At 41.9% G+C, this 19,996-nt stretch carries 20 protein-coding genes, 1 other RNA gene and 1 pseudogene; 14 read left to right on the top strand and 8 right to left on the bottom strand.

Going from position 1 to position 19,996, the window contains the following annotated elements; genetic code table 11:
- Positions 1-29 precede the first annotated feature (29 nt).
- The 11 genes from gap (at position 30) to ssrA (ending at position 11,028) form a co-directional block, all read left to right on the top strand.
- A complete protein-coding gene (gene gap / locus AC0VYO_RS18390) occupies positions 30-1,037 on the top strand; it encodes a type I glyceraldehyde-3-phosphate dehydrogenase (protein WP_404683297.1) in 1,008 nt (335 codons plus the stop codon).
- A gap of 133 nt (positions 1,038-1,170) precedes the next feature.
- Complete coding sequence (locus AC0VYO_RS18385) at positions 1,171-2,355, top strand: phosphoglycerate kinase (protein WP_475367965.1); 1,185 nt, start codon at positions 1,171-1,173, stop codon at positions 2,353-2,355.
- 41 nt (positions 2,356-2,396) lie between these two features.
- Positions 2,397-3,158 (top strand): triose-phosphate isomerase, encoded by a 762-nt coding sequence (tpiA, locus tag AC0VYO_RS18380; RefSeq protein WP_475367964.1) that lies wholly within the window; start codon positions 2,397-2,399, stop codon positions 3,156-3,158.
- Positions 3,151-4,683, top strand: a complete 1,533-nt coding sequence (gene gpmI, locus AC0VYO_RS18375) for a 2,3-bisphosphoglycerate-independent phosphoglycerate mutase (RefSeq protein ID WP_475367963.1) — start codon at positions 3,151-3,153, stop codon at positions 4,681-4,683. The genes tpiA and gpmI overlap by 8 nt, the downstream gene beginning before the upstream one ends.
- 26 nt (positions 4,684-4,709) lie before the next feature.
- Positions 4,710-5,999, top strand: a complete 1,290-nt coding sequence (gene eno / locus AC0VYO_RS18370) for a phosphopyruvate hydratase (RefSeq protein ID WP_224882172.1) — start codon at positions 4,710-4,712, stop codon at positions 5,997-5,999.
- 1 nt (position 6,000) lies between these two features.
- Positions 6,001-6,195 (top strand): hypothetical protein, encoded by a 195-nt coding sequence (locus tag AC0VYO_RS18365; protein ID WP_475367962.1) that lies wholly within the window; start codon positions 6,001-6,003, stop codon positions 6,193-6,195.
- Between the two features lie 103 nt (positions 6,196-6,298).
- A complete protein-coding gene (gene secG, locus AC0VYO_RS18360) occupies positions 6,299-6,529 on the top strand; it encodes a preprotein translocase subunit SecG (protein WP_098445013.1) in 231 nt (76 codons plus the stop codon).
- Positions 6,530-6,890: 361 nt separating this feature from the next.
- Positions 6,891-7,637 carry an alpha/beta hydrolase gene (locus AC0VYO_RS18355; protein WP_475367961.1) on the top strand — a complete coding sequence of 249 codons (747 nt, stop codon included), beginning with the start codon at positions 6,891-6,893 and terminating at the stop codon, positions 7,635-7,637.
- Between the two features lie 38 nt (positions 7,638-7,675).
- Complete coding sequence (rnr, locus tag AC0VYO_RS18350; RefSeq protein WP_430244884.1) at positions 7,676-10,003, top strand: ribonuclease R; 2,328 nt, start codon at positions 7,676-7,678, stop codon at positions 10,001-10,003.
- 98 nt (positions 10,004-10,101) lie between these two features.
- On the top strand, positions 10,102-10,569 hold the full coding sequence (gene smpB, locus AC0VYO_RS18345) for an SsrA-binding protein SmpB (RefSeq protein WP_194218797.1): 468 nt from the start codon (positions 10,102-10,104) through the stop codon (positions 10,567-10,569).
- Between the two features lie 100 nt (positions 10,570-10,669).
- Positions 10,670-11,028: a transfer-messenger RNA gene (gene ssrA / locus AC0VYO_RS18340) on the top strand.
- 83 nt (positions 11,029-11,111) lie between these two features.
- Here ssrA and AC0VYO_RS18335 read toward each other — a convergent pair.
- The 4 genes from AC0VYO_RS18335 to AC0VYO_RS18320 form a co-directional block, all read right to left on the bottom strand.
- Complete coding sequence (locus tag AC0VYO_RS18335) at positions 11,112-11,597, bottom strand: DUF4188 domain-containing protein (protein ID WP_475367960.1); 486 nt, start codon at positions 11,595-11,597, stop codon at positions 11,112-11,114.
- A gap of 14 nt (positions 11,598-11,611) precedes the next feature.
- Entirely contained in the window at positions 11,612-12,151 is a 540-nt protein-coding gene (locus tag AC0VYO_RS18330) for a PadR family transcriptional regulator (RefSeq protein ID WP_475367959.1), read from the bottom strand.
- Between the two features lie 173 nt (positions 12,152-12,324).
- Positions 12,325-12,756, bottom strand: coding sequence for a carboxymuconolactone decarboxylase family protein (locus AC0VYO_RS18325; RefSeq protein ID WP_475367958.1), 432 nt, complete (start codon positions 12,754-12,756; stop codon positions 12,325-12,327).
- A 116-nt stretch (positions 12,757-12,872) separates the two neighbouring features.
- A complete protein-coding gene (locus AC0VYO_RS18320) occupies positions 12,873-13,751 on the bottom strand; it encodes a LysR family transcriptional regulator (protein WP_475367957.1) in 879 nt (292 codons plus the stop codon).
- Positions 13,752-13,935: 184 nt separating this feature from the next.
- Here AC0VYO_RS18320 and AC0VYO_RS18315 point away from each other — a divergent pair, with 184 nt between their 5' ends.
- The gene (locus tag AC0VYO_RS18315) at positions 13,936-14,487 is read left to right on the top strand and encodes a DJ-1/PfpI family protein (protein WP_430244874.1); all 552 of its coding nucleotides are present in this window, start codon (positions 13,936-13,938) and stop codon (positions 14,485-14,487) included.
- 40 nt (positions 14,488-14,527) lie between these two features.
- On the opposite strand, the gene AC0VYO_RS18310 is transcribed toward AC0VYO_RS18315, so the two are convergent.
- Both AC0VYO_RS18310 and AC0VYO_RS18305 read right to left on the bottom strand, forming a co-directional pair.
- Entirely contained in the window at positions 14,528-15,070 is a 543-nt protein-coding gene (locus AC0VYO_RS18310) for a DUF6944 family repetitive protein (RefSeq protein ID WP_475367956.1), read from the bottom strand.
- 89 nt (positions 15,071-15,159) lie between these two features.
- Positions 15,160-16,362: pseudogene (locus AC0VYO_RS18305) on the bottom strand (MFS transporter).
- 171 nt (positions 16,363-16,533) lie between these two features.
- Between AC0VYO_RS18305 and AC0VYO_RS18300 the strand changes: the two are divergent.
- Positions 16,534-16,692, top strand: a complete 159-nt coding sequence (locus AC0VYO_RS18300) for a DUF1540 domain-containing protein (protein ID WP_194218808.1) — start codon at positions 16,534-16,536, stop codon at positions 16,690-16,692.
- Between the two features lie 57 nt (positions 16,693-16,749).
- On the opposite strand, the gene AC0VYO_RS18295 is transcribed toward AC0VYO_RS18300, so the two are convergent.
- Both AC0VYO_RS18295 and AC0VYO_RS18290 read right to left on the bottom strand, forming a co-directional pair.
- Positions 16,750-17,190, bottom strand: a complete 441-nt coding sequence (locus AC0VYO_RS18295; RefSeq protein WP_475367955.1) for an SRPBCC family protein — start codon at positions 17,188-17,190, stop codon at positions 16,750-16,752.
- The gene (locus tag AC0VYO_RS18290; RefSeq protein ID WP_475367954.1) at positions 17,180-17,974 is read right to left on the bottom strand and encodes a helix-turn-helix domain-containing protein; all 795 of its coding nucleotides are present in this window, start codon (positions 17,972-17,974) and stop codon (positions 17,180-17,182) included. Before AC0VYO_RS18290 ends, AC0VYO_RS18295 begins: the two co-directional genes overlap by 11 nt.
- 244 nt (positions 17,975-18,218) lie before the next feature.
- Between AC0VYO_RS18290 and ilvD the strand changes: the two genes are divergently transcribed.
- Positions 18,219-19,913, top strand: a complete 1,695-nt coding sequence (ilvD, locus tag AC0VYO_RS18285) for a dihydroxy-acid dehydratase (protein ID WP_475367953.1) — start codon at positions 18,219-18,221, stop codon at positions 19,911-19,913.
- Positions 19,914-19,996: the final 83 nt, after the last annotated feature.

Below are 19,996 nucleotides of genomic sequence, written 5' to 3'. Positions count from 1 at the left end.
AACGAGGAAATTCAAGGAGGAACTACACAATGGCAACAAAAGTAGGTATTAACGGTTTTGGACGTATTGGACGTAACGTATTCCGTGCAGCATTAAACAACCCTGGTGTTGATATTGTAGCTGTAAACGATCTTACAGATGCAAACATGCTTGCACACCTTCTAAAATACGATTCCGTACATGGAGAACTTAATGTTGAAGTAGAAGTTAACGGCGAGAACCTTGTAGTTAACGGAACTGAAATCACTGTTCTTTCTGAGCGCGACCCAGCACAACTTGGATGGGGAGATCTTGGTGTTGAAGTGGTAATCGAATCCACTGGACGTTTCACAAACCGTGACGATGCTGCGAAGCACCTTGAAGCAGGAGCTAAGAAAGTTGTCATCTCCGCACCAGCTAAAGACGAAGATATTACAGTTGTTCTAGGTGTTAACGAAGACAAGTACGATGCAGCTAGCCACCACGTAATCTCAAACGCATCTTGTACGACAAACTGTCTTGCACCAGTTGCTAAAGTATTGAACGACAAGTTCGGTATTAAGCGTGGTCTAATGACTACAACTCACTCTTATACAAACGATCAGCAAATTCTTGATCTTCCACATAAAGACTACCGTCGTGCTCGTGCGGCAGCTGAAAATATCATCCCAACATCTACAGGCGCTGCTAAAGCAGTATCTCTTGTACTTCCAGAGCTTGATGGTAAGTTGAATGGTATGGCTATGCGCGTACCTACACCTAACGTATCAATCGTTGACCTTGTAGCTGAACTTGATCAAGACGTTTCAGTTGACGAAGTAAACGCTGCTCTTAAAGAAGCTGCTGAAGGCGACCTTAAAGGATACCTTGGTTATAGCGACGAGCCACTAGTATCAAAAGACTACAACGGTAACCCGAACTCTTCAATCGTAGATGGTCTTTCTACAATGGGTATCGATGGAAACATGGTTAAAGTTATCTCTTGGTACGACAACGAGTGGGGCTATTCTAACCGTGTAGTAGATCTAGTCGACTACATCGCTGCAAAAGGGCTATAATAAGAATTGTTAATAGAGGAGGAGGAAGTCTTGAGCCTTCCTCCTTTTCCATTGTCATTACTAACGATATAGCTATATTTAAAAGGTGGTATAAACGACCTTTTAAAACTTTATGCAGAGGAGGACATGCGTGATGAACAAAAAGTCAATTCGTGATGTCGAGTTAAAAGGCAAAAAGGTATTTTGTCGCGTTGATTTCAATGTACCTATGGATAACGGAAAGGTAACAGATGAAACGCGCATTAAAGCAGCACTTCCAACGATTCAGCATTTGGCTGATCAAGGAGCAAAAGTCATCCTTGCGAGCCATCTTGGTCGTCCTAAAGGTGAAGCTGTTGATGAGTTACGTCTTGATCCGGTTGCAGACCGTTTAAGCGACCTCATTGGCAAAACAGTAACAAAAACTGATGCAGTCTATGGTGAAGAAGTAGACCGTGCGATTGCAGGTCTTGAAGATGGCGACCTTCTTCTTATTGAGAATGTTCGTTTTGAAGCTGGAGAAGAGAAGAATGATGAAGAACTTGCGAAGAAATTTGCTGCAATGGCAGATCTTTACGTAAATGATGCTTTTGGAGCTGCACACCGTGCTCACGCTTCAACAGAAGGCATCGCTCATCATATTCCTGCTGTAGCTGGTTTTCTTATGGAAAAAGAACTTGAAGTTCTCGGAAGCGCGCTAACTGAGCCTTCTCGTCCATTTACTGCAATTATCGGTGGAGCGAAAGTAAAAGACAAAATCGGTGTGATTGATCATCTACTAGATAAAGTGGACAACTTGATCATCGGTGGTGGACTTGCTTATACATTCGTAAAAGCGCTTGGCCATGAAATCGGTCTTTCTCTTCTTGAAGAAGACAAAATTGAGCTTGCGAAAACATTCATGGATAAAGCGAAAGAAAAAGGCGTTAATTTCTATATGCCAGAAGACGTTGTTATTGGCGACGATTTCTCAAATGATGCAAACACGAAAATTGTAAGCATCGAAGACATTCCTTCTGACTGGGAAGCGCTTGATATTGGACCAAAAACAAGAGAAACGTACAGCAAAGTTGTTGCTGATTCCAAGCTAGTTATCTGGAACGGCCCTATGGGTGTATTCGAACTAGATGTTTACGCTAATGGAACAAAAGCAGTAGCAGAAGCACTTGCTAATGCAAATGATACCTATTCTGTTATTGGTGGCGGTGACTCTGCAGCAGCGGTTGAGAAATTCGGCTATGCTGATCAAATGAGCCATATCTCTACTGGTGGCGGTGCTTCTCTTGAGTTTATGGAAGGTAAAGAACTTCCTGGTGTTGTCGCACTTAACGACAAATAAAATACTTATGACTTAAATTTATAAAGGGATGGTGAGTGAACATGCGCAAACCAATCATCGCAGGTAACTGGAAGATGAACAAAACACTTACGGAAACAAAAAGCTTTGTTGACGAAGTGAAAGGACTTATTCCTAATGGCGATCGCGTAGATTCCGTTGTCTGTGCTCCTGCTCTTTTCCTTGATTATTTAACGGATGAGCTAGAAGGAACAGCACTTCAAGTAGGTGCTCAAAACATGCACTTTGAAGAAAATGGCGCGTTTACTGGTGAAATTAGCCCTGTCGCACTTAACGATCTTGGAGTAGGCTATGTGATTCTTGGTCACTCTGAACGCCGTGAGCTATTTGGTGAAACGGACGAAATCGTTAACCAGAAAACTCATTCAGCGTTTAAACATAACCTAACACCGATCATCTGTGTTGGTGAAACGCTTGAACAGCGTGAAAGCAACGTAACAGAAGAAATCGTTAAAGGACAAGTTCAAAAGGCAATCGCTGGTCTTACAAATGAACAGGTAGCTCAATCTGTCATCGCATATGAGCCTATCTGGGCAATTGGTACTGGCAAAACTGCAACAAGCGATCAAGCAAATGATGTATGTGCATTTATCCGCGGCGTCCTTAAAGACGAAACGTCTGACGAAACAGCTAATGCGGTCCGTATCCAATATGGCGGCAGTGTGAAACCTGGTAACATTGACGAGCTTATGGGTAAATCCGACATTGATGGAGCTTTAGTCGGCGGCGCGAGTCTTGATGCGAAATCTTTCCTTCAGCTTTTGGAGGCTGGTCAGAATGCCTAAAAAGCCAGAAGCTTTAATCATCTTAGATGGTTTCGGCCTTAGAGATGAAGAAAAAGGAAATGCCGTAGCTCATGCGAAAAAACCGAATTTTGACCGTTACTGGAACCAATACCCACACGCTACCCTACAAGCGAGTGGTAAAGCAGTTGGACTTCCAGACGGACAAATGGGTAACTCAGAAGTTGGCCACTTGAATATCGGTGCAGGACGCATTGTTTATCAAAGCTTAACTAGAGTAAATCTTGCAATTGAAGAAGGTGACTTCTTCGAGAATGAAACATTTCTAGAGGCTATTGACCATGCAAAGAAAAAAGGGACAAGCCTACACTTGTTCGGACTTCTTTCTGACGGTGGTATTCATAGTCACATTAAACATCTTTTCGCTCTTCTTGAACTTGCTGCTAAGCAAGGTTTAAAAGATGTCTATGTTCACGGTTTCCTTGATGGTCGTGATGTTGGCCAACAATCTGCGAAAACCTACATTCAGCAGTTAGAGGAAAAAATGGAAGAAGTCGGAGTAGGTCGTCTTGCGACTCTCTCAGGACGTTATTATTCCATGGACCGCGACAAGCGTTGGGATCGCGTAGAGAAGTCTTACCGTGCCCTGGCATACGGTGAAGGCCCTTCTTACAAAGATCCAAATGAGTTAATTGATGATAATTACAAGAATGAAATCTATGATGAATTCGTTCTTCCTTCCGTTATGACAGAAGAAGACGGTTCACCGATTGCGACGGTAGATGATGAGGATGCAGTAATCTTCTTTAACTTCCGTCCTGACCGAGCAATCCAGATTTCACAAGTCTTTACGAATGATGATTTCCGCGGTTTCGATCGTGGGGAAGAACGTCCGAAAGATCTTCACTTTGTCTCACTCACTCGTTTTAGTGAAACAGTTGGAGGGGACGTTGCTTTCAAACCAACAAACCTTGATAACACTCTTGGTGAAGTACTAGCTCAGCAGGACTACAAGCAGCTGCGTATTGCTGAGACAGAGAAATACCCACACGTTACTTTCTTCTTTAGCGGTGGACGCGAAGAAGAGTTTCCTGGGGAAGAGCGCATTCTTATCGACTCTCCGAAGGTTGCAACCTATGACTTGAAGCCGGAGATGAGTGCCTACGAAGTAACGGACGCGTTACTGAAAGAGCTCGATGCCGATAAGCACGATGCGATTATCTTGAACTTTGCTAACCCTGACATGGTAGGGCATTCCGGAATGCTTGAACCGACAGTCAAAGCGATTGAAGCTGTTGACGAATGTCTTGGTAAGATCGTTGATAAAATTTTAGAAAAAGGCGGAAATGCGATTATTACCGCTGACCACGGGAACTCTGATGAAGTCACGACGCTTGATGGCGATGCGATGACTGCTCATACAACGAATCCTGTACCTGTTATTGTTACTAAAGACGGTGCTGAGCTTCGTACAGACGGAATTCTTGCGGACCTTTCACCAACCCTTCTTGATTTGCTTGGCGGCAAGCAACCGAAGGAAATGACAGGAAAATCATTAATTAAATAACTTACATTTAAAGGAGATGACACGTTATGCCAATCATTACTGACGTTTATGCACGCGAGGTCCTTGACTCCCGCGGTAATCCAACAGTTGAAGTAGAAGTATTTACAGACGCAGGCGTTAAAGCACGCGCAATGGTACCATCTGGCGCATCCACTGGTGAATACGAAGCAGTTGAACTTCGTGACGGTGACAAAGATCGCTACCTTGGTAAAGGCGTAGAAAAAGCAGTAGCTAACATTAACGAAACAATCGCTCCAGAGCTAGTAGGAATGAGCGTTTATGACCAACTTGGAATCGACCACATGATGATTGACCTTGATGGTACTGATAATAAAGGCAAGCTAGGTGCTAACGCTATTCTTGGCGTATCTATGGCTGTTGCACGTGCAGCTGCTGAAGAGCTTGAACTTCCACTTTACGTTTACCTTGGTGGTTTCAATGCAAAAACTCTTCCAACACCAATGATGAACATTCTTAATGGTGGAGAGCACGCTGATAACAACGTAGACATTCAAGAATTTATGGTTATGCCTGTTGGAGCACCTTCTTTCAAAGAAGCACTTCGCACTGGCGCTGAAATTTTCCACAGCCTTAAAGGTGTTTTGAAAGAAAAAGGCCTTAACACTTCTGTAGGTGACGAAGGCGGATTCGCTCCTAACCTTGGTTCAAACGAAGAAGCGATCCAAACAATTATCGAAGCAATCGAAAAAGCTGGCTACAAGCCTGGTGAAGAAGTAATGCTCGCTCTAGACGTAGCATCTTCTGAAATTTACAGCGACGGTAAATACAACCTTGCTGGTGAAGGCGTAGTGAAGACATCTGAAGAAATGATCGAATTCTACAGCCAGCTATGTGAAAAATATCCGATCATCTCAATTGAAGATGGTCTTGACGAAAACGATTGGGAAGGCTGGGAGAAACTTACTCAAGCTCTTGGTGAGAAAGTTCAACTTGTTGGTGACGATCTTTTCGTTACAAATACAAACAAACTTTCTGAAGGAATCGAGCGCAGTGTAGGTAACTCTATCCTAATCAAAGTGAACCAAATTGGTACACTAACTGAAACGTTTGATGCTGTTGAAATGGCGAAGCGCGCTGGATACACAGCTGTTATCTCTCACCGTTCTGGTGAAACAGAAGATACAACAATTGCTGACATCGCTGTTGCGACTAACGCTGGACAAATTAAGACAGGCGCACCGTCTCGTACGGACCGCGTAGCTAAATACAACCAGCTTCTTCGTATCGAAGATGAGCTTGAACACCTTGCAATCTACGGTGGCCGTAAAAGCTTCTACAACTTAGATAAGAAGTAAGTTGAACAAACCCCCGCGTGAAAACGCGGGGGTTTTTGATGGGTTCTTTTCTTTTTTAACCTATGTTAATGAACAGTGTCGATTTCTGGCTGATTTGCGTGAAGTTGAGATTTCACGCAAATCAGCCACCACTCTTATCGGAACAACGTCTACAAAAACAGTCGTTACCGTTCAAGAAGTGTTAACACAATGTTAAGAAGGTATGAGAATGTCCAGTATTACCGAAATAGATTGCTTTTACTGAAAAATTTATGGTAAATTGATAGTATTGGAAAGGCTATAGTCCGGGAGGTGGAATCATGCATCTTGCAGCTACAATTGCATTAGTTATCGTTTCAATCTTACTTATTACTGTCGTATTGCTTCAGTCTGGTAAAAGCGCCGGGTTATCAGGAGCCATTACAGGTGGAGCTGAGCAATTATTCGGAAAGCAAAAGGCCCGCGGCTTTGAAGCGGTTTTAAATAAAGTAACGGTAGTACTTGCCGTATTGTTCTTTGTTCTTTCAATTCTCGTTGCGTATCTCGTGTAATGTGATAAAGGAAGCAGCAGGTGTTGAACCACTTGCTGCTTTTTTCATTGGAGGAAATGAAAGTATCAAATTCAGTGAAGTGGAATCTGGCGCCGCCAAGCTCCATTGTGGCAAAAAGCGCTACATTGAGGCTCGTATTAAGCATGTCGCGTGTGAAATAGGCGCTTGTGCTTTTTTAAAGAAGAAAGAAAAGCAAGTTTTTTGTCGAATGAAACAGGGAAATAAGCTAGAAGAACACATTCCTTTTTACTGAGGACGGAAACCGTTAAAATGCATATAAGGACTTCAATAGACAGGATAAATCGTTTTTTGAAGGTCAAACTAATGAGTAGGACTGGATTATTTAGAGGAGGATCACATCATGAAAGTAGTAGCACCCAAGCCATTTACATTTGAAGGAGGTAATCGCGCGGTACTAATGTTGCATGGCTTTACTGGTAATACAGCAGATGTCCGAATGATGGGACGTTATTTGCAGGAACAGGGGTATACGTGTCATGCCCCACAATATGAAGGACATGGCGTTCCCCCAGAAGAGTTAGTACATACAGGTCCTCAAGACTGGTGGAAAAACGTCAAAGAGGGGTATGAATTGCTTGAAAGCATGGGGCATGAGGAAATAGCTGTTGTGGGATTATCGCTTGGAGGCGTATTTTCTTTAAAGCTCGGTTATACTGTTCCTGTAAAGGGAATCGTACCCATGTGCGCCCCAATGGATATGAAGGATGAAGAAACGATGTATCAGGGTGTTCTTTCTTACGCAAGAGAATATAAGAAATTTGAACGGAAGTCTCCTGAACAAATTGAAGAAGAAATGGAAGCGTTCAAAGAAACCCCAATGAACACGCTCGGAGAACTTCGAGACCTGATCTATGATGTGCGTGATAACATTGATATGATTTATGCTCCGACATTTGTCGCTCAGGCAAGACACGATGAGATGATTAATACGGAGAGTGCGAATGTTATTCATGATCATGTAGAATCAGATGAGAAGAGTTTAAAATGGTATGAGAATTCAACACACGCCATTACGCTTGGAAAAGAGAAAGAGGAACTTCATAAGGACGTGCACGCATTTCTTGATGGACTTGATTGGTCTGAATAATCTACGGATATATTTTACTAGAAAGAAGGTGGAAGACAATGGCAGAAGAACATGAACAGAGAATATTGAGCTTCATGAAAGAGGAAGCATATAAACCACTAACTGTACAAGAACTTGAAGAAGTTTTTGGAGTGAAAGATTCCAGTGAGTTTAAGGAGTTTGTGAAAACCCTAAACGGGATGGAAGAAGAAGGTTTAATTGTAAGAACAAGAAGTAACCGCTATGGCATTCCTGAGAAAATGAATCTTGTAAGAGGAAAGCTACAGGTTCATGCAAAAGGCTTTGCATTCCTGATTTCAGATAGCGACACTGGCGAGAAGGATGTTTATATTAACCAGAGTGACCTTGAGGGAGCGATGAATGGAGACCGTGTCATCGCACGACTACATCAAAAATCATCAGGGACACGTCCAGAGGGGACCGTTATTCGTATCATTGAGCGTGGTGTTAAGCGCACAGTTGGTACATACTCTGACAGCAAGCATTTTGGTTTTGTGATTGCGGATGATAAAAGAATCCCACATGACATTTTTATTCCAAAAGGGTCTACTGGTGGTGCGGTTGACGGCCACAAAGTCGTTGTTGAAATTACGAAGTATCCTGAAGGACGTATGAGTGCTGAAGGACGAATTACAGAAATACTAGGACACAAGAATGATCCTGGAGTAGATATTCTTTCCATTATTTATAAACATGAATTACCAGGTGAATTTCCGGATGCAACGATGAAACAGGCCAATGACACGCCTGATCAAATTGATGAGAAGGAAATTGAAGGTAGACGTGATTTGCGTGAAGAAACGATTGTCACGATTGATGGTGCTGATGCAAAAGACCTTGATGATGCGGTTAACGTTGTTAAACTTCCAAACGGGAACTATAAATTAGGTGTTCATATTGCAGACGTCACGTATTATGTCACTGAGAACTCTCCAATCGATCAAGAAGCGCTTGATCGTGGTACAAGTGTCTATCTTGTCGATCGTGTAATCCCGATGATTCCCCACCGATTATCAAACGGTATTTGTAGTTTAAATCCTCAAGTGGATCGTTTAACGATTTCGTGTGAAATGGAAATTACAACGCAGGGTGAAGTTGTGAATCATGAAATTTTCCCAAGCGTTATTCGTACAAATGAGCGAATGACATATACGGATGTACGTAAAATTCTTAAACGTGAAGACGATGAAGTACTTGAGCGCTATAAATCTCTAGTTCCATTCTTCGATGGCATGGGAGAACTAGCTGAAATCTTAAGAAAAGGTCGCTTTGAACGAGGGGCTATTGATTTTGATTTTGCGGAAGCGAAAGTTCTTGTAGATGAAGAAGGGGCACCACAGGAGATTGTTCAACGAGAACGCTCGGTAGCTGAACGCTTAATTGAAGAATTTATGCTTGTAGCGAACGAAACAGTTGCACAACATTTCCACTTCATGGAAGTTCCGTTTATGTACCGTATTCACGAAGATCCGGATTCAGACAAACTCAATACATTCTTTGAGTTTATTACAAACTTCGGTTATGTCGTACGAGGTAATGCTAACACGGTGCACCCGCGTGCGCTTCAAAAGCTTTTAGAAGAAGTGAAAGGTGAGCCAGAAGAAGCGGTCATCAGTAAGGTTATGCTTCGCTCTATGCAACAGGCGAAATACTTCCCTGAAAGTCTCGGCCACTTCGGTTTATCGACAGATTTCTATACGCATTTCACATCGCCAATTCGTCGTTATCCTGACTTAATTGTGCATCGTTTAATTCGTACGTACCTGTTTGAGAAAAAAGTCGACAATCAGACAACTTCTAAGTGGGGCGAAGCGCTTGGTGAAATCGCTCAGCACGCTTCGGCGATGGAACGACGTGCAGTTGACGCTGAACGTGAAACCGATGATCTGAAAAAAGCTGAGTTTATGAAAGATAAAATTGGGGAAGAGTTCGAAGGCGTGATTAGCGGCGTAACAAACTTTGGCTTATTTGTTGAATTGCCAAATACGATCGAAGGGCTTGTCCACGTTAGCTATTTAACCGATGACTATTACCATTATGACGAAGGTGCTTATGCGATGATCGGCGAACGTACCGGTAACGTATACCGCATCGGTGACGAAATCGCCATTCGCGTCTTAAATGTTAACATTGACGAACGAGCGATCGACTTCGAAATTGTTGGCATGAAGCCACCGAAAGAACGTCGTCGTAGAGAAAGTCCTAAAGTTATTGAAGGCGGAAAGCGTAAAAAACGTGGGAAGTCATCGAATAAAACAACTGATGCAGGACAGAAAAAAAGAAAGTTCTCTCCACCTAAAGATGGTCAGGGAACGAAAAAGAAAGCAAAAAACAAAAAGAAAAAACGTCGAAATAATAATGCTTAACTAGGGATATTTCAATCATGTCGGTCGGAGTAAGTCATCTTGACTTATTCTGACCAAATTGATATACTGGAATTCGACGTTTGAGAGGGGGGACGGTCATGCCAAAAGGTGATGGTGGACTCATTGCACAAAATAAGAAAGCAAGACACGATTATTCTGTTATTGAAACATATGAAGCAGGTCTAGTTCTACAAGGAACTGAAATTAAATCCATCAGGGCAAGACGCGTAAACCTGAAAGACTCTCACGCCATTATTCGTAAAGGCGAAATTTTTCTTATCAATATGCACGTCAATGAATATGAGCAGGGAAATCGTTTTAATCACGATCCAACCCGTACTCGTAAGCTATTGATGAAGAGGAAAGAGATTGATAAGCTCCTTGGCTTAACGAAAGAACAGGGCTATACAATTATTCCACTTAAAGTATATATTAAGAATGGTTATGCGAAAGTACTTCTAGGTCTTGCCAAAGGTAAGAAAAAGTACGATAAGCGCCAAGATCTGAAAGATAAAACGATGAAGCGTGAAGTGGATAAAGCGTTGAAAGAGCGTCAGCGGATATAGTTTCCATTTGATTGGAAGCTGATCTGTGTTATACTAACTATTACCGAAACAACATATGAAGCTTAAGTGCTTTCCCGTTTTCGGTTCTCATTTCTTATATGGGGACGTTACGGATTCGACAGGGATAGGTCGAGCTTAAGTCGCGAGTCGAGTTGGCGAGCTACGTTAAAAACGCCATGCCTATAACTGGCAAAGAAAACAACAACTTCGCACTAGCAGCGTAAGCTGTTTTGCGGTTCCTCCCTCCATCGCCCATGTGGTAGGGTAAGGGACTCAACTTAAGTGGGATACGCCAACAATCCACCGTCTGAGGAAAGTTGGAAGAGATTAACCATACTAGCTACAAGGACGCCTGTCGTTGGGCAGAATTGTAGTGAAACACTAATATAACGACTACACTCGTAGAAGCTTAAGTGCCGATATCTCTGGACGTGGGTTCGACTCCCACCGTCTCCACCAAATACATATTTGGTGGTTTTTTATTTACAAAAATCACTTCACTAAAAAAGCGGAGAACATGAACTTTCACGTTCTCCGCTTTTTTAGTGACGAATTTGTTTCCCCTGGAGTCGTTTAGTGAAAGAATCAGCTTGAGGGGTGACCGCAACATGGCCGAGTGCTTTTCCTAATCCAAAAGAAGGCATATTTCCATAAAGGGTTTCATAGTGAGAGCTCGGAAGGACGTATGTTTCGTGATAAATACCGACAGCACGGTTATTTCCGATCTTTTGATTGAAGTTTTTCCATGCTTTTAAGTGAGCTTGACCATGCGCGTAATGGCGTAGGTCATCAGATGAGCGCCAGTATTGAAGAAGTAGCGTTGTACGGAAACTAAAGAAGTTTTCCATAGAAAGGCACCCTAACTGTTTATTGGTGCTAAGTTCACGAATCATGCCAGGCATCGCAAGAAAGACTGGAAGCCATTTATGCACAGCCCACCACTGATTGATTCGCATGCCAATGAGAAATACTACAACGTCCTGTCCTTTATCCACCGTGTAGCGCCCGCTAAAGACCTGATTTGCCATCTGAATTTTCTCCTCTAGAGCTTTATTTTCGCATCCTTTGCCCATTCAATAGCAGCTTTTGTCGTTCGTTTCCCATAGTCAAGAGTCATAAGCCAGAACTTTGCATCCCCTTGATCACCATACGTTTGTACAATCATCTCCTCGATGGCTTCATAAGTCTTGAAGCGATCGAGTAGTTTGGCGAGATAGCTTTCCAATTGCTTTTCAACTGCTTCATCACTTTGATGCTGACTAAAAAATAGCTTAAGCAATAACTCATTTTTCTCTAAAGCTACTTCCTCAACAGGCGTTTCCATCCACTTTTTGAGCGCATCCCAGCCCAGTTGTGTTAATTCATATTCCTTTTTGTCTGGCTTACCGGATTCGCTTTGTTTTTGGACCGTAATAAGTTCTTCATCCAAAAGACTTTTCAGCGTCGGATAAATTTGACCGTAGCTGATTTTCCAAAAATGATTCAAGCTACCATCCATCATTTGTTTCATTGAATAGCCAGTGCGACAACCGGTAGTTAGTAAGCCTAAAATAGCAAATTTCGTATTTGACTGTTTTTCCATATTTCTCACCCTATATCTAAAAGATATGTATCAATTAGATATATAATAGCACGTTTTTTTTAAATATGGAAATTGAATAATGGCTTTTATTTACAGTTGGCATTTTGTTTATCAACTTGTTCAAATACAATCTAAAAAAACAAGCCGCCCTTTTGGACGACTAGTTTGGTTTTCTATTCAGATGCTACTTTGGTTTCTTCGTGGACTGAAACTTCCAGGTTGCGTTGAGTAAACACTTTTTTGGCAAGCGTAAGCGCATTAAGAACTCGTGGAAAGCCTGTATAGGGAATGAGTTGTATGATAGCTTCCACAACCTCTGATGCCATCAGCCCGGAGGTGAGTGTGGTATTGATGTGAAGTTCAAGCTGAGGTTCTGTTCCTTGAGTCACAAGTGATGAAAGGGTAACGAGCGCTCTTTGCTGATTCGTTAACCCATCACGAGAGTAGATGTCTCTGTAAGCAAATTCGATAATATATTTACCAACATCAGGAGCAATTTCCTCCAGATCATCTGAGATTTTCAAATGAGTTGATATGTCGTCATTTGACGATATAGTGTATTCCATTAATTTATCTAGAACTTGCTGCAGGAGATCTTTTTCCATTGTAAAAGCATCCTATAATATATCCTTTAGTAGGATCAGGTGTCCTACTATACCGCGCGGAAGCTTTTGTGTGAAATACCTCTTTTGATTAGAGTCTATTCGAATGAGATATACAACTAGATAGAAGACTTAATGTAGTTTATAAAAGCACGGGATGCGTAAGAGATATATTTTTCTTTTCGGAGGATAATCCCCAGGTCCCATGGGATTGAAGGATTTACAATCGGGACAGAGACCACATTATCTTGATTGATTTTTCTTAGAATAGATTTAGGAAAGAACGTAATTCCTAAATTGTGACTAACCATATCGCTTATGAAATCCCATTGAGAACTAACATACGATATTTGAGGCTCAAAACCTGCTTGGCGACACTGTTCAATCATCTGATCATGGAGCATGAAGTCTTCACTAAATAGAATGATCTGCTCATTTCGTAAATCACTGATTGAGACCTCACTTTTTTCGGCGATTGGATGCGAACTGTGCACAAAAAGCATTAATTCTTCATTTGTAAACGGAAGTGTTTCAAATCTTGTATCATTGACAGGTAAGAGGCCGACTGCAAAATCTAGTTCTCCATCAAGGATTTTTTGTTGAGCAATGTTAGCTCCGTGCTCCATTAGTTCAATCGTAATGTCGGGGTAGAGTTCTTGAAATCCTTTCAAAATACCTGGGAAGTAGAGGGCGCCGATGAGTGGCGGGAGGCCAACTTTAATGTGCCCTTTCTTTAAATTCATCATGTCATATAAGTGAGAAGAAAGATCATCCACCATATTCAGTATTTTTTCACCTTGAAGATACACGATTTTTCCTGCATCGGTTAGTTCGCTCGATCGTGCCGAGCGATCGAGTAGTTCAACATCTAACTCGGCTTCTAAACTTTTCACCATTTTACTTAAAGTTGGCTGTGAGATGTAGAGCGAGTGTGAGGCTTTCGTAAAGCTTTTTTGCTTCGCAACTTCAACGAAATAGGCTAACTGCTTAATGTCCATATGAAAGCTCCTGTCTCTATTCCCATCAGAATGAGAAATGCATTATGGTTTATTGTAGTAGCAAATCATACGCGAATTCAACCATAGACGGGGATTCTAGACCTATTTTATACGAGAGCTGTTACATATGTAAAAAAGAGGGGTAATGAAGAAGGCAATCAAATATCTTATGGAGGTGCTCGTTTTGAGTAAAAAAGTATTAATCATTTCCGGTGATGCTGTTGAAGCACTTGAGATTTTCTACCCTTACTATCGCTGTCTAGAGGAAGGTTTTGATGTGACGATTGCATCCCCTACCGCTAAAAAACTACAAACGGTATGCCACGACTTTACAGATGAAATGGAAACGTTTGTTGAGAAGCAAGCCTATGGAATTGAATCACACGCAGCGTTTGCAGAAATTAATCCGGCAGAGTACGATGGTTTAATTATTCCAGGCGGACGAGCACCAGAATACATTCGAATGGATGAGAGCGTACCTGGCATCGTAAGACATTTCTTTGAAGAAAATAAACCAGTAGGTGCAATTTGTCATGCGGCACAGGTTCTTAATGTGGTTCCTGATATTATGAAAGATCGCGAGTATACCGCGTATCCAGCTTGTAAACCAGATGTAACCGCATGTGGCGCTACATACATTGATGAAAAGGTCCATACGCGCGATAATCTCGTCTCAGGGCAGGCATGGCCAGATTTACCAGGCTTCATGAAAGAATTTCTCCGTTTATTAAAATAATGATACACGTAACCCCCTGATTGATCGATCAGGGGGTTCTTTAAGAGGAAGGATATTTCGTTTGGCCAATAGCTGAAATGACAGAGCCAACCGCCTGAATCCAGCTTCCTACGACATTAATATTTGTTGCTTCTTCATTGTTAAGCTCTTTAATTCCTGAAATCGCTTGAAGCGAATTGCCGACCGCCTGAAGGAAGTTTCCATAAATGCTATACAACGCTGAAGCCGAGACTTCTCCGTCTAATGCATCTGCAAGAGATACCCCTCCACCAAGAGCTTGAAGCCAGTTTCCGTCAATATTCAGTATTTGCTTCACTTGATCATCAAAATCAATCAGAATCCCTGTCACAACCGTCGAATTCCCAATTGCCTGAAGCTGATTGCCAATCTTGTCTAATGAAGGGGGAGTAATCGTATCAGCGATTAGAGCGTTTCCTGTTCCTTGCATCACATTTCCAATAAGATTTAAACTATCAAGTATTGAGGAGGGGATTTCTTTTATAGGTGTACTTCCAATAGCGGCTAAGATCGTTCCAATTGCCTGTACCCATGATCCAAATACACCTTTTACTTCATTGTTCATGATGTGATCGCCTTCTTCAAAAGTCGCCCTATTGCATTCTATACAAAATAGAAAAATCGGTTAATCAAATGAGAGGATTTGATTGGAAGCTAACTCACATCAACATTCAAAGGCTTGACATAGACGTTCTGTCGATATTTAATGAAGAAAATAGCTGTGATTGCCATCGACATTATTCCAAAGATGACAGACATCATTTGAAGTCCGATCAAATCAAGCATCAATCCCGTTAATAGGAGTACAACTTGAAAAATGATGCGATCAAGCATGTTCCTGAAGGAGAAAAAACGACCGTGATATTCTTTAGGCACCCTCGTTTGGAAAATGGTAGCAGCTGTTGGAAAGAATCAGCCGACTGAGAAACCGAATACCACAAATGCTACAACGGAAAGAATCGGGCTGTTTGCAAAAAAGAGCAGCAGTTGAGAGAGGCCAATAATAAATGAAAAAAGAAATAAAATTGTGTATGGTGATTGTTTCCTAGAAAGCCTTTTGACCGCGAAAGCGCCGATCATGAAGGAAAGACCTTCAGCGGTGTAAATCCAACTTTTAATGAGAGGATTATCTTGAAGCTCACTAATACTAATAACAAGCAAATTGAAACCACCAATAAACAAAAGAGGAACCATCGTCATAATTAGTGTCATTGTCACAATTGGCAGCTGTTTGATAATAGGGAACAAATGCTTGAAGCCACTTTCTGCTTTTGATCGATGCGAAACAGAGACGGTCGGTTCATCGATCGCAAGAAAAAGCGTAAAAATCACAAGTATAAGGTAGGCTCCTAAAGAAAGAATATACATAGTCGATAAAGAAATAATCACAAGAAAGATTCCGGCAATAGCTGTACCCAGAACTCTTGAAAGTGTAGCGACATTCATATGAATCCCGTTCATTTGCAGAAGCTCTTTTTCTTTCACGACAAGTGGAATGGCGGCCTGAAGAGCTGGAAAGTAAAAAGCCGCAGCGGTCTGAATAAGAATGAGAAAAACAACCATCCAGAGAACGGATCCGGTTTGAAGAGCCACTAACATAAAGATCACGCTAATGGCTCGTGCAAGTCCAGCTACGATCATCACCGTCTTCTTTTTCACTTGATCGGTCACTCGTCCTGCATAGGGGCCAATCGCTACACCAGCAAGAAGTCCGATCGCAAGTATGACAGCTTTCATAAAATCAGAAGGCACTTTCTCTTGCATAAATTCTAAGTTACCAATAATACCGAGCCATAAGCCGAGTCCAGCTACAAATTCACCGGTTAATAAAATCCAGACATTTTTGTTCTGCCACATCATTTTGACCTCGATCTTCTTTAGTTTCTAATATCATACCATGAGCGGTAAACATAAATTACGGAATTCGAAGAAAGTTTTAATGCTAACGAATGGTAAAGGACCTAATATAATCCGATCGGTATGCCTTCAGCTTATTTTGTTTATGCTAGAAAGAAGGAGGTGAAGGGAATGGCTATGGATGTATTATGCGAGGTATCAAATTGTGTCCACAACCGAAATGGTAAGCAGTGTGGAGCAGACGAAATCTACGTTGTCAGTCATAAAGGAAATCAAGCAAGCAATAGTGAAGAAACGGATTGTAAAACATTTGAGCCTGGTACCCTTTAAACTCTTTGAGGCGTTACCATTAAAAAAAGCCGTCCTCAAGCGAGGGCGGCTTCTCGTTTACGCTTCCAATAGTTGTTTTAAATGAGCATAGTCTTTCTCAATGGAGCGCTGCACCAATTTACTCAGAACAGGACGAGCAAGTGAAAAGAGTGTTCCTGGATTTCCTTCAACGACAGCCTTAACGACACAACCTTCACCTGCAACTTGTACTTCTCTTGTGACTTTAATCGGAAACGTACTATCAACGCTTTCGATTTGAATTTTGTGGTACGGATTGTATTGGCGAACAATAAAAGTGGTTTTGATTTCTTTTCCGAGAAATTTAGCTACTTGATCGTATGTCGCCCCTTCTCTCAATTCCCCATTCGTAAACGTAGCCGAAACCATACAGCTTTGCCAATCTGAATTGTTTACGAAATTTGTGATGTAGTTAAAAACAACTTCAGGTGGCCGCTCAATCAAAATACTTGTTCTCACTTCGATTTTTTTAGTTTGCATTGTATCTTTTCCCTTGCTCTACATAATTTTTAAGGAATGTCCCAAACAGCTCTTTCCACCCTTCCTCATGAGCGGAATGCCAGTTAGGATCAAGTAGACCTGATGTTTGATGAGAAAGGGAGAGGATCGTTGCTTCACGATCTTCTTTTAGTGTATATGCGTAGCCACTCGTAACTGCCCCTGTCATGCCAAGAAGGCCATTTAAGCGAATTTCATATGGTGCATGTAGATAAGTGATGGTACCCCAAAGAGCCTGACTGTTTTTTCCCTTTTCTATAAATCGACCACCTATTTCATTTTCAAATGAAAGTGTTGAGTCATCTCCACATAAGCGATAAGCCCACCAGGAGTTAATGTCTTCTGTCAATGTAGAAAAGACTTTCTCGATCGGTGCTTCAATGCGCACTTCCTGTTCAATTTGAAACGTATCGAGCTTAAAGTTGTTATCCATTACAGTAATGCCCCTTTCAATAGTTGATTGTAATGTTAATAAAGAGGAAGTAACGTTTGATTGAACATGACTCATCCACCGATCAGCCATTTTTTGTAGCGAGACAGCGTTTAAAAAATTCAGCCGCTGTCTTCCTTTGCGGCGAACAAGCATAAGGTTGGCTTCTTCAAGGATTGTGAGATGCTTCATAACTGCATAGCGACTTATATTCGCGAAAGCCTCACTTATTTCACCCGTTGTTTTTGGACCGTTATTTAGCAAGTCCAAAATCTCTCTTCGAATGGGGTGCGTTAATGCTCTGAATGTGATCGATAGTTCTTCTTCTTTGTTCATCTCATCACTCCGAAATGTGACTATAAGGTAACATAATAAGTGGCCCAATCGTAAGCTATTCTAACCAAACCAACAAGTGAGAATGACAGGTAATGAATGGAATATTTACTTGGCTATCAAATGTTTATAAGAAATTTCTGATATTTGTTTGCGTTAAAGCATGAAAACTAGTATCATCAAAGAATATAAATTTGGAATTGAATCAATTATCTAATTTTATAGGTGATGTGGAAGGGTGATTGGAATGGAAGGCAAAAAAGATCTTCGAATCAGAAGTAAAGTAATCAGTGAAGGTGTAAATCGAGTACCTAACCGCTCCATGCTTCGAGCAGTCGGTTTTACCGATGAAGATTTCAAAAAACCAATGATTGGTGTAGCGAGTACGTGGAGTGAAGTTACGCCGTGTAACGTACATATTGATTCTCTTGCCCGTGAGGCGAAAGCGGGCGCTAAGGATAACGGCGGCGCGCCAATGATTTTTAATACGATTACCGTTTCTGATGGTATTGCGATGGGTCATGAAGGAATGTTTTATTCTCTCCCAAGTCGTGAGATTATCGCTGACTCGATTGAAACGGTCACAAATGCAGAACGTCTTGATGGCATTGTAGCGATTGGCGGCTGTGACAAAACAACGCCAGGTTGCTTAATCGCAATTGGTCGTATGAACATTCCGTCCGTATACGTGTACGGTGGTACGATTCAGCCAGGTAAACTGAATGGAAATGATATCGACATTGTTTCATCATTTGAAGCGGTTGGACAATATCAAGCTGGAACAATTAACGAAGAAGAGCTACACAAAGTTGAATGCTCTGCATGTCCTGGAGCAGGAGCGTGTGGTGGAATGTATACCGCAAACACAATGGCCTCTGCGGTTGAAGCTCTAGGGATGAGTATCCCAGGATCATCCTCAACACCTGCAGTGAATGATTATAAAGAATCTGAATGTCGTCAGGCTGGAGAACTAGTGGTTTCTCTTCTTGAAAAAGACATCTACCCTCGTGACATTATGACAAAAGAAGCATTTGAGAATGCGATCACAGTCGTAATGGCCCTTGGTGGTTCAACTAATGCCTTCTTGCATCTAACGGCAATGGCTCACTCAGCTGGTGTCGACTTATCATTGGATGATTTCGAACGCGTTCGCGAACGTGTTCCATACATCGCAGACATGAAGCCGAGCGGTAAATATGTGATGCAAGATCTTTATGAAATTGGCGGAGTACCTGCCGTCATGAAGCTTCTTCATGAGCATGGCTTGCTTCATGGCGATTGCCTCACAGTAACAGGTAAAACAGTTGAAGAAAATCTAGCAGAAGCACCTTCACTAACAGAAGGACAAGAAATCATCCGTTCTCTAAATGATCCGATTAAAGCAAGCGGACCACTTGTTGTTCTTCGAGGTAATCTAGCTCCTGAAGGTTCTGTTGCAAAAATGTCCGGTCAAAAGATTAGCCATTTTGCAGGACCAGCTCGCGTTTATAATAACGAAGCAGAAGCAACTGCAGCAATCGAAGCGGATGATATTAAAGAAGGTGACGTTCTCGTTATTCGTAATGTAGGTCCTAAAGGCGGACCAGGAATGCCGGAAATGCTATCCATTACTTCCATGATTGTTGGGAAAGGATTGAATGGGAAGGTAGCGCTTATGACAGACGGTCGCTTCTCAGGTGGATCGCACGGTTTCGTTATCGGCCACGTATCTCCGGAGGCATTTGTTGGTGGACCGATTGGCCTCTTAAAAGAAGGCGACACCATCACCATCGATAGTGATAAGCAACAAATTAATTTTGACGTGACAGATGAAGAACTACAGCGTCGCCGTGCAGAATGGGTACGACCTGAGCTTAGATACAAAACAGGAATTCTAGGTAAGTACGCAAGACTTGTTTCCTCATCCGCAAAAGGTGCCGTAACGGATTTGGATATTGAATAAATTTTCGTCCAAAAGCCAGCTTTCTTCTGTATGAAGAAGCTGGCTTTTTCATTTTATTCAGCAAAGGAAATGATTGAGCGGCG

The organism is Anaerobacillus sp. 63XJN7_4_ISO-PGPR-S23-413 (assembly GCF_056173725.1).
The sequence above is the reverse complement of the archived record's forward strand: the minus strand, read 5'-3'. Positions and strand labels throughout refer to the sequence as shown.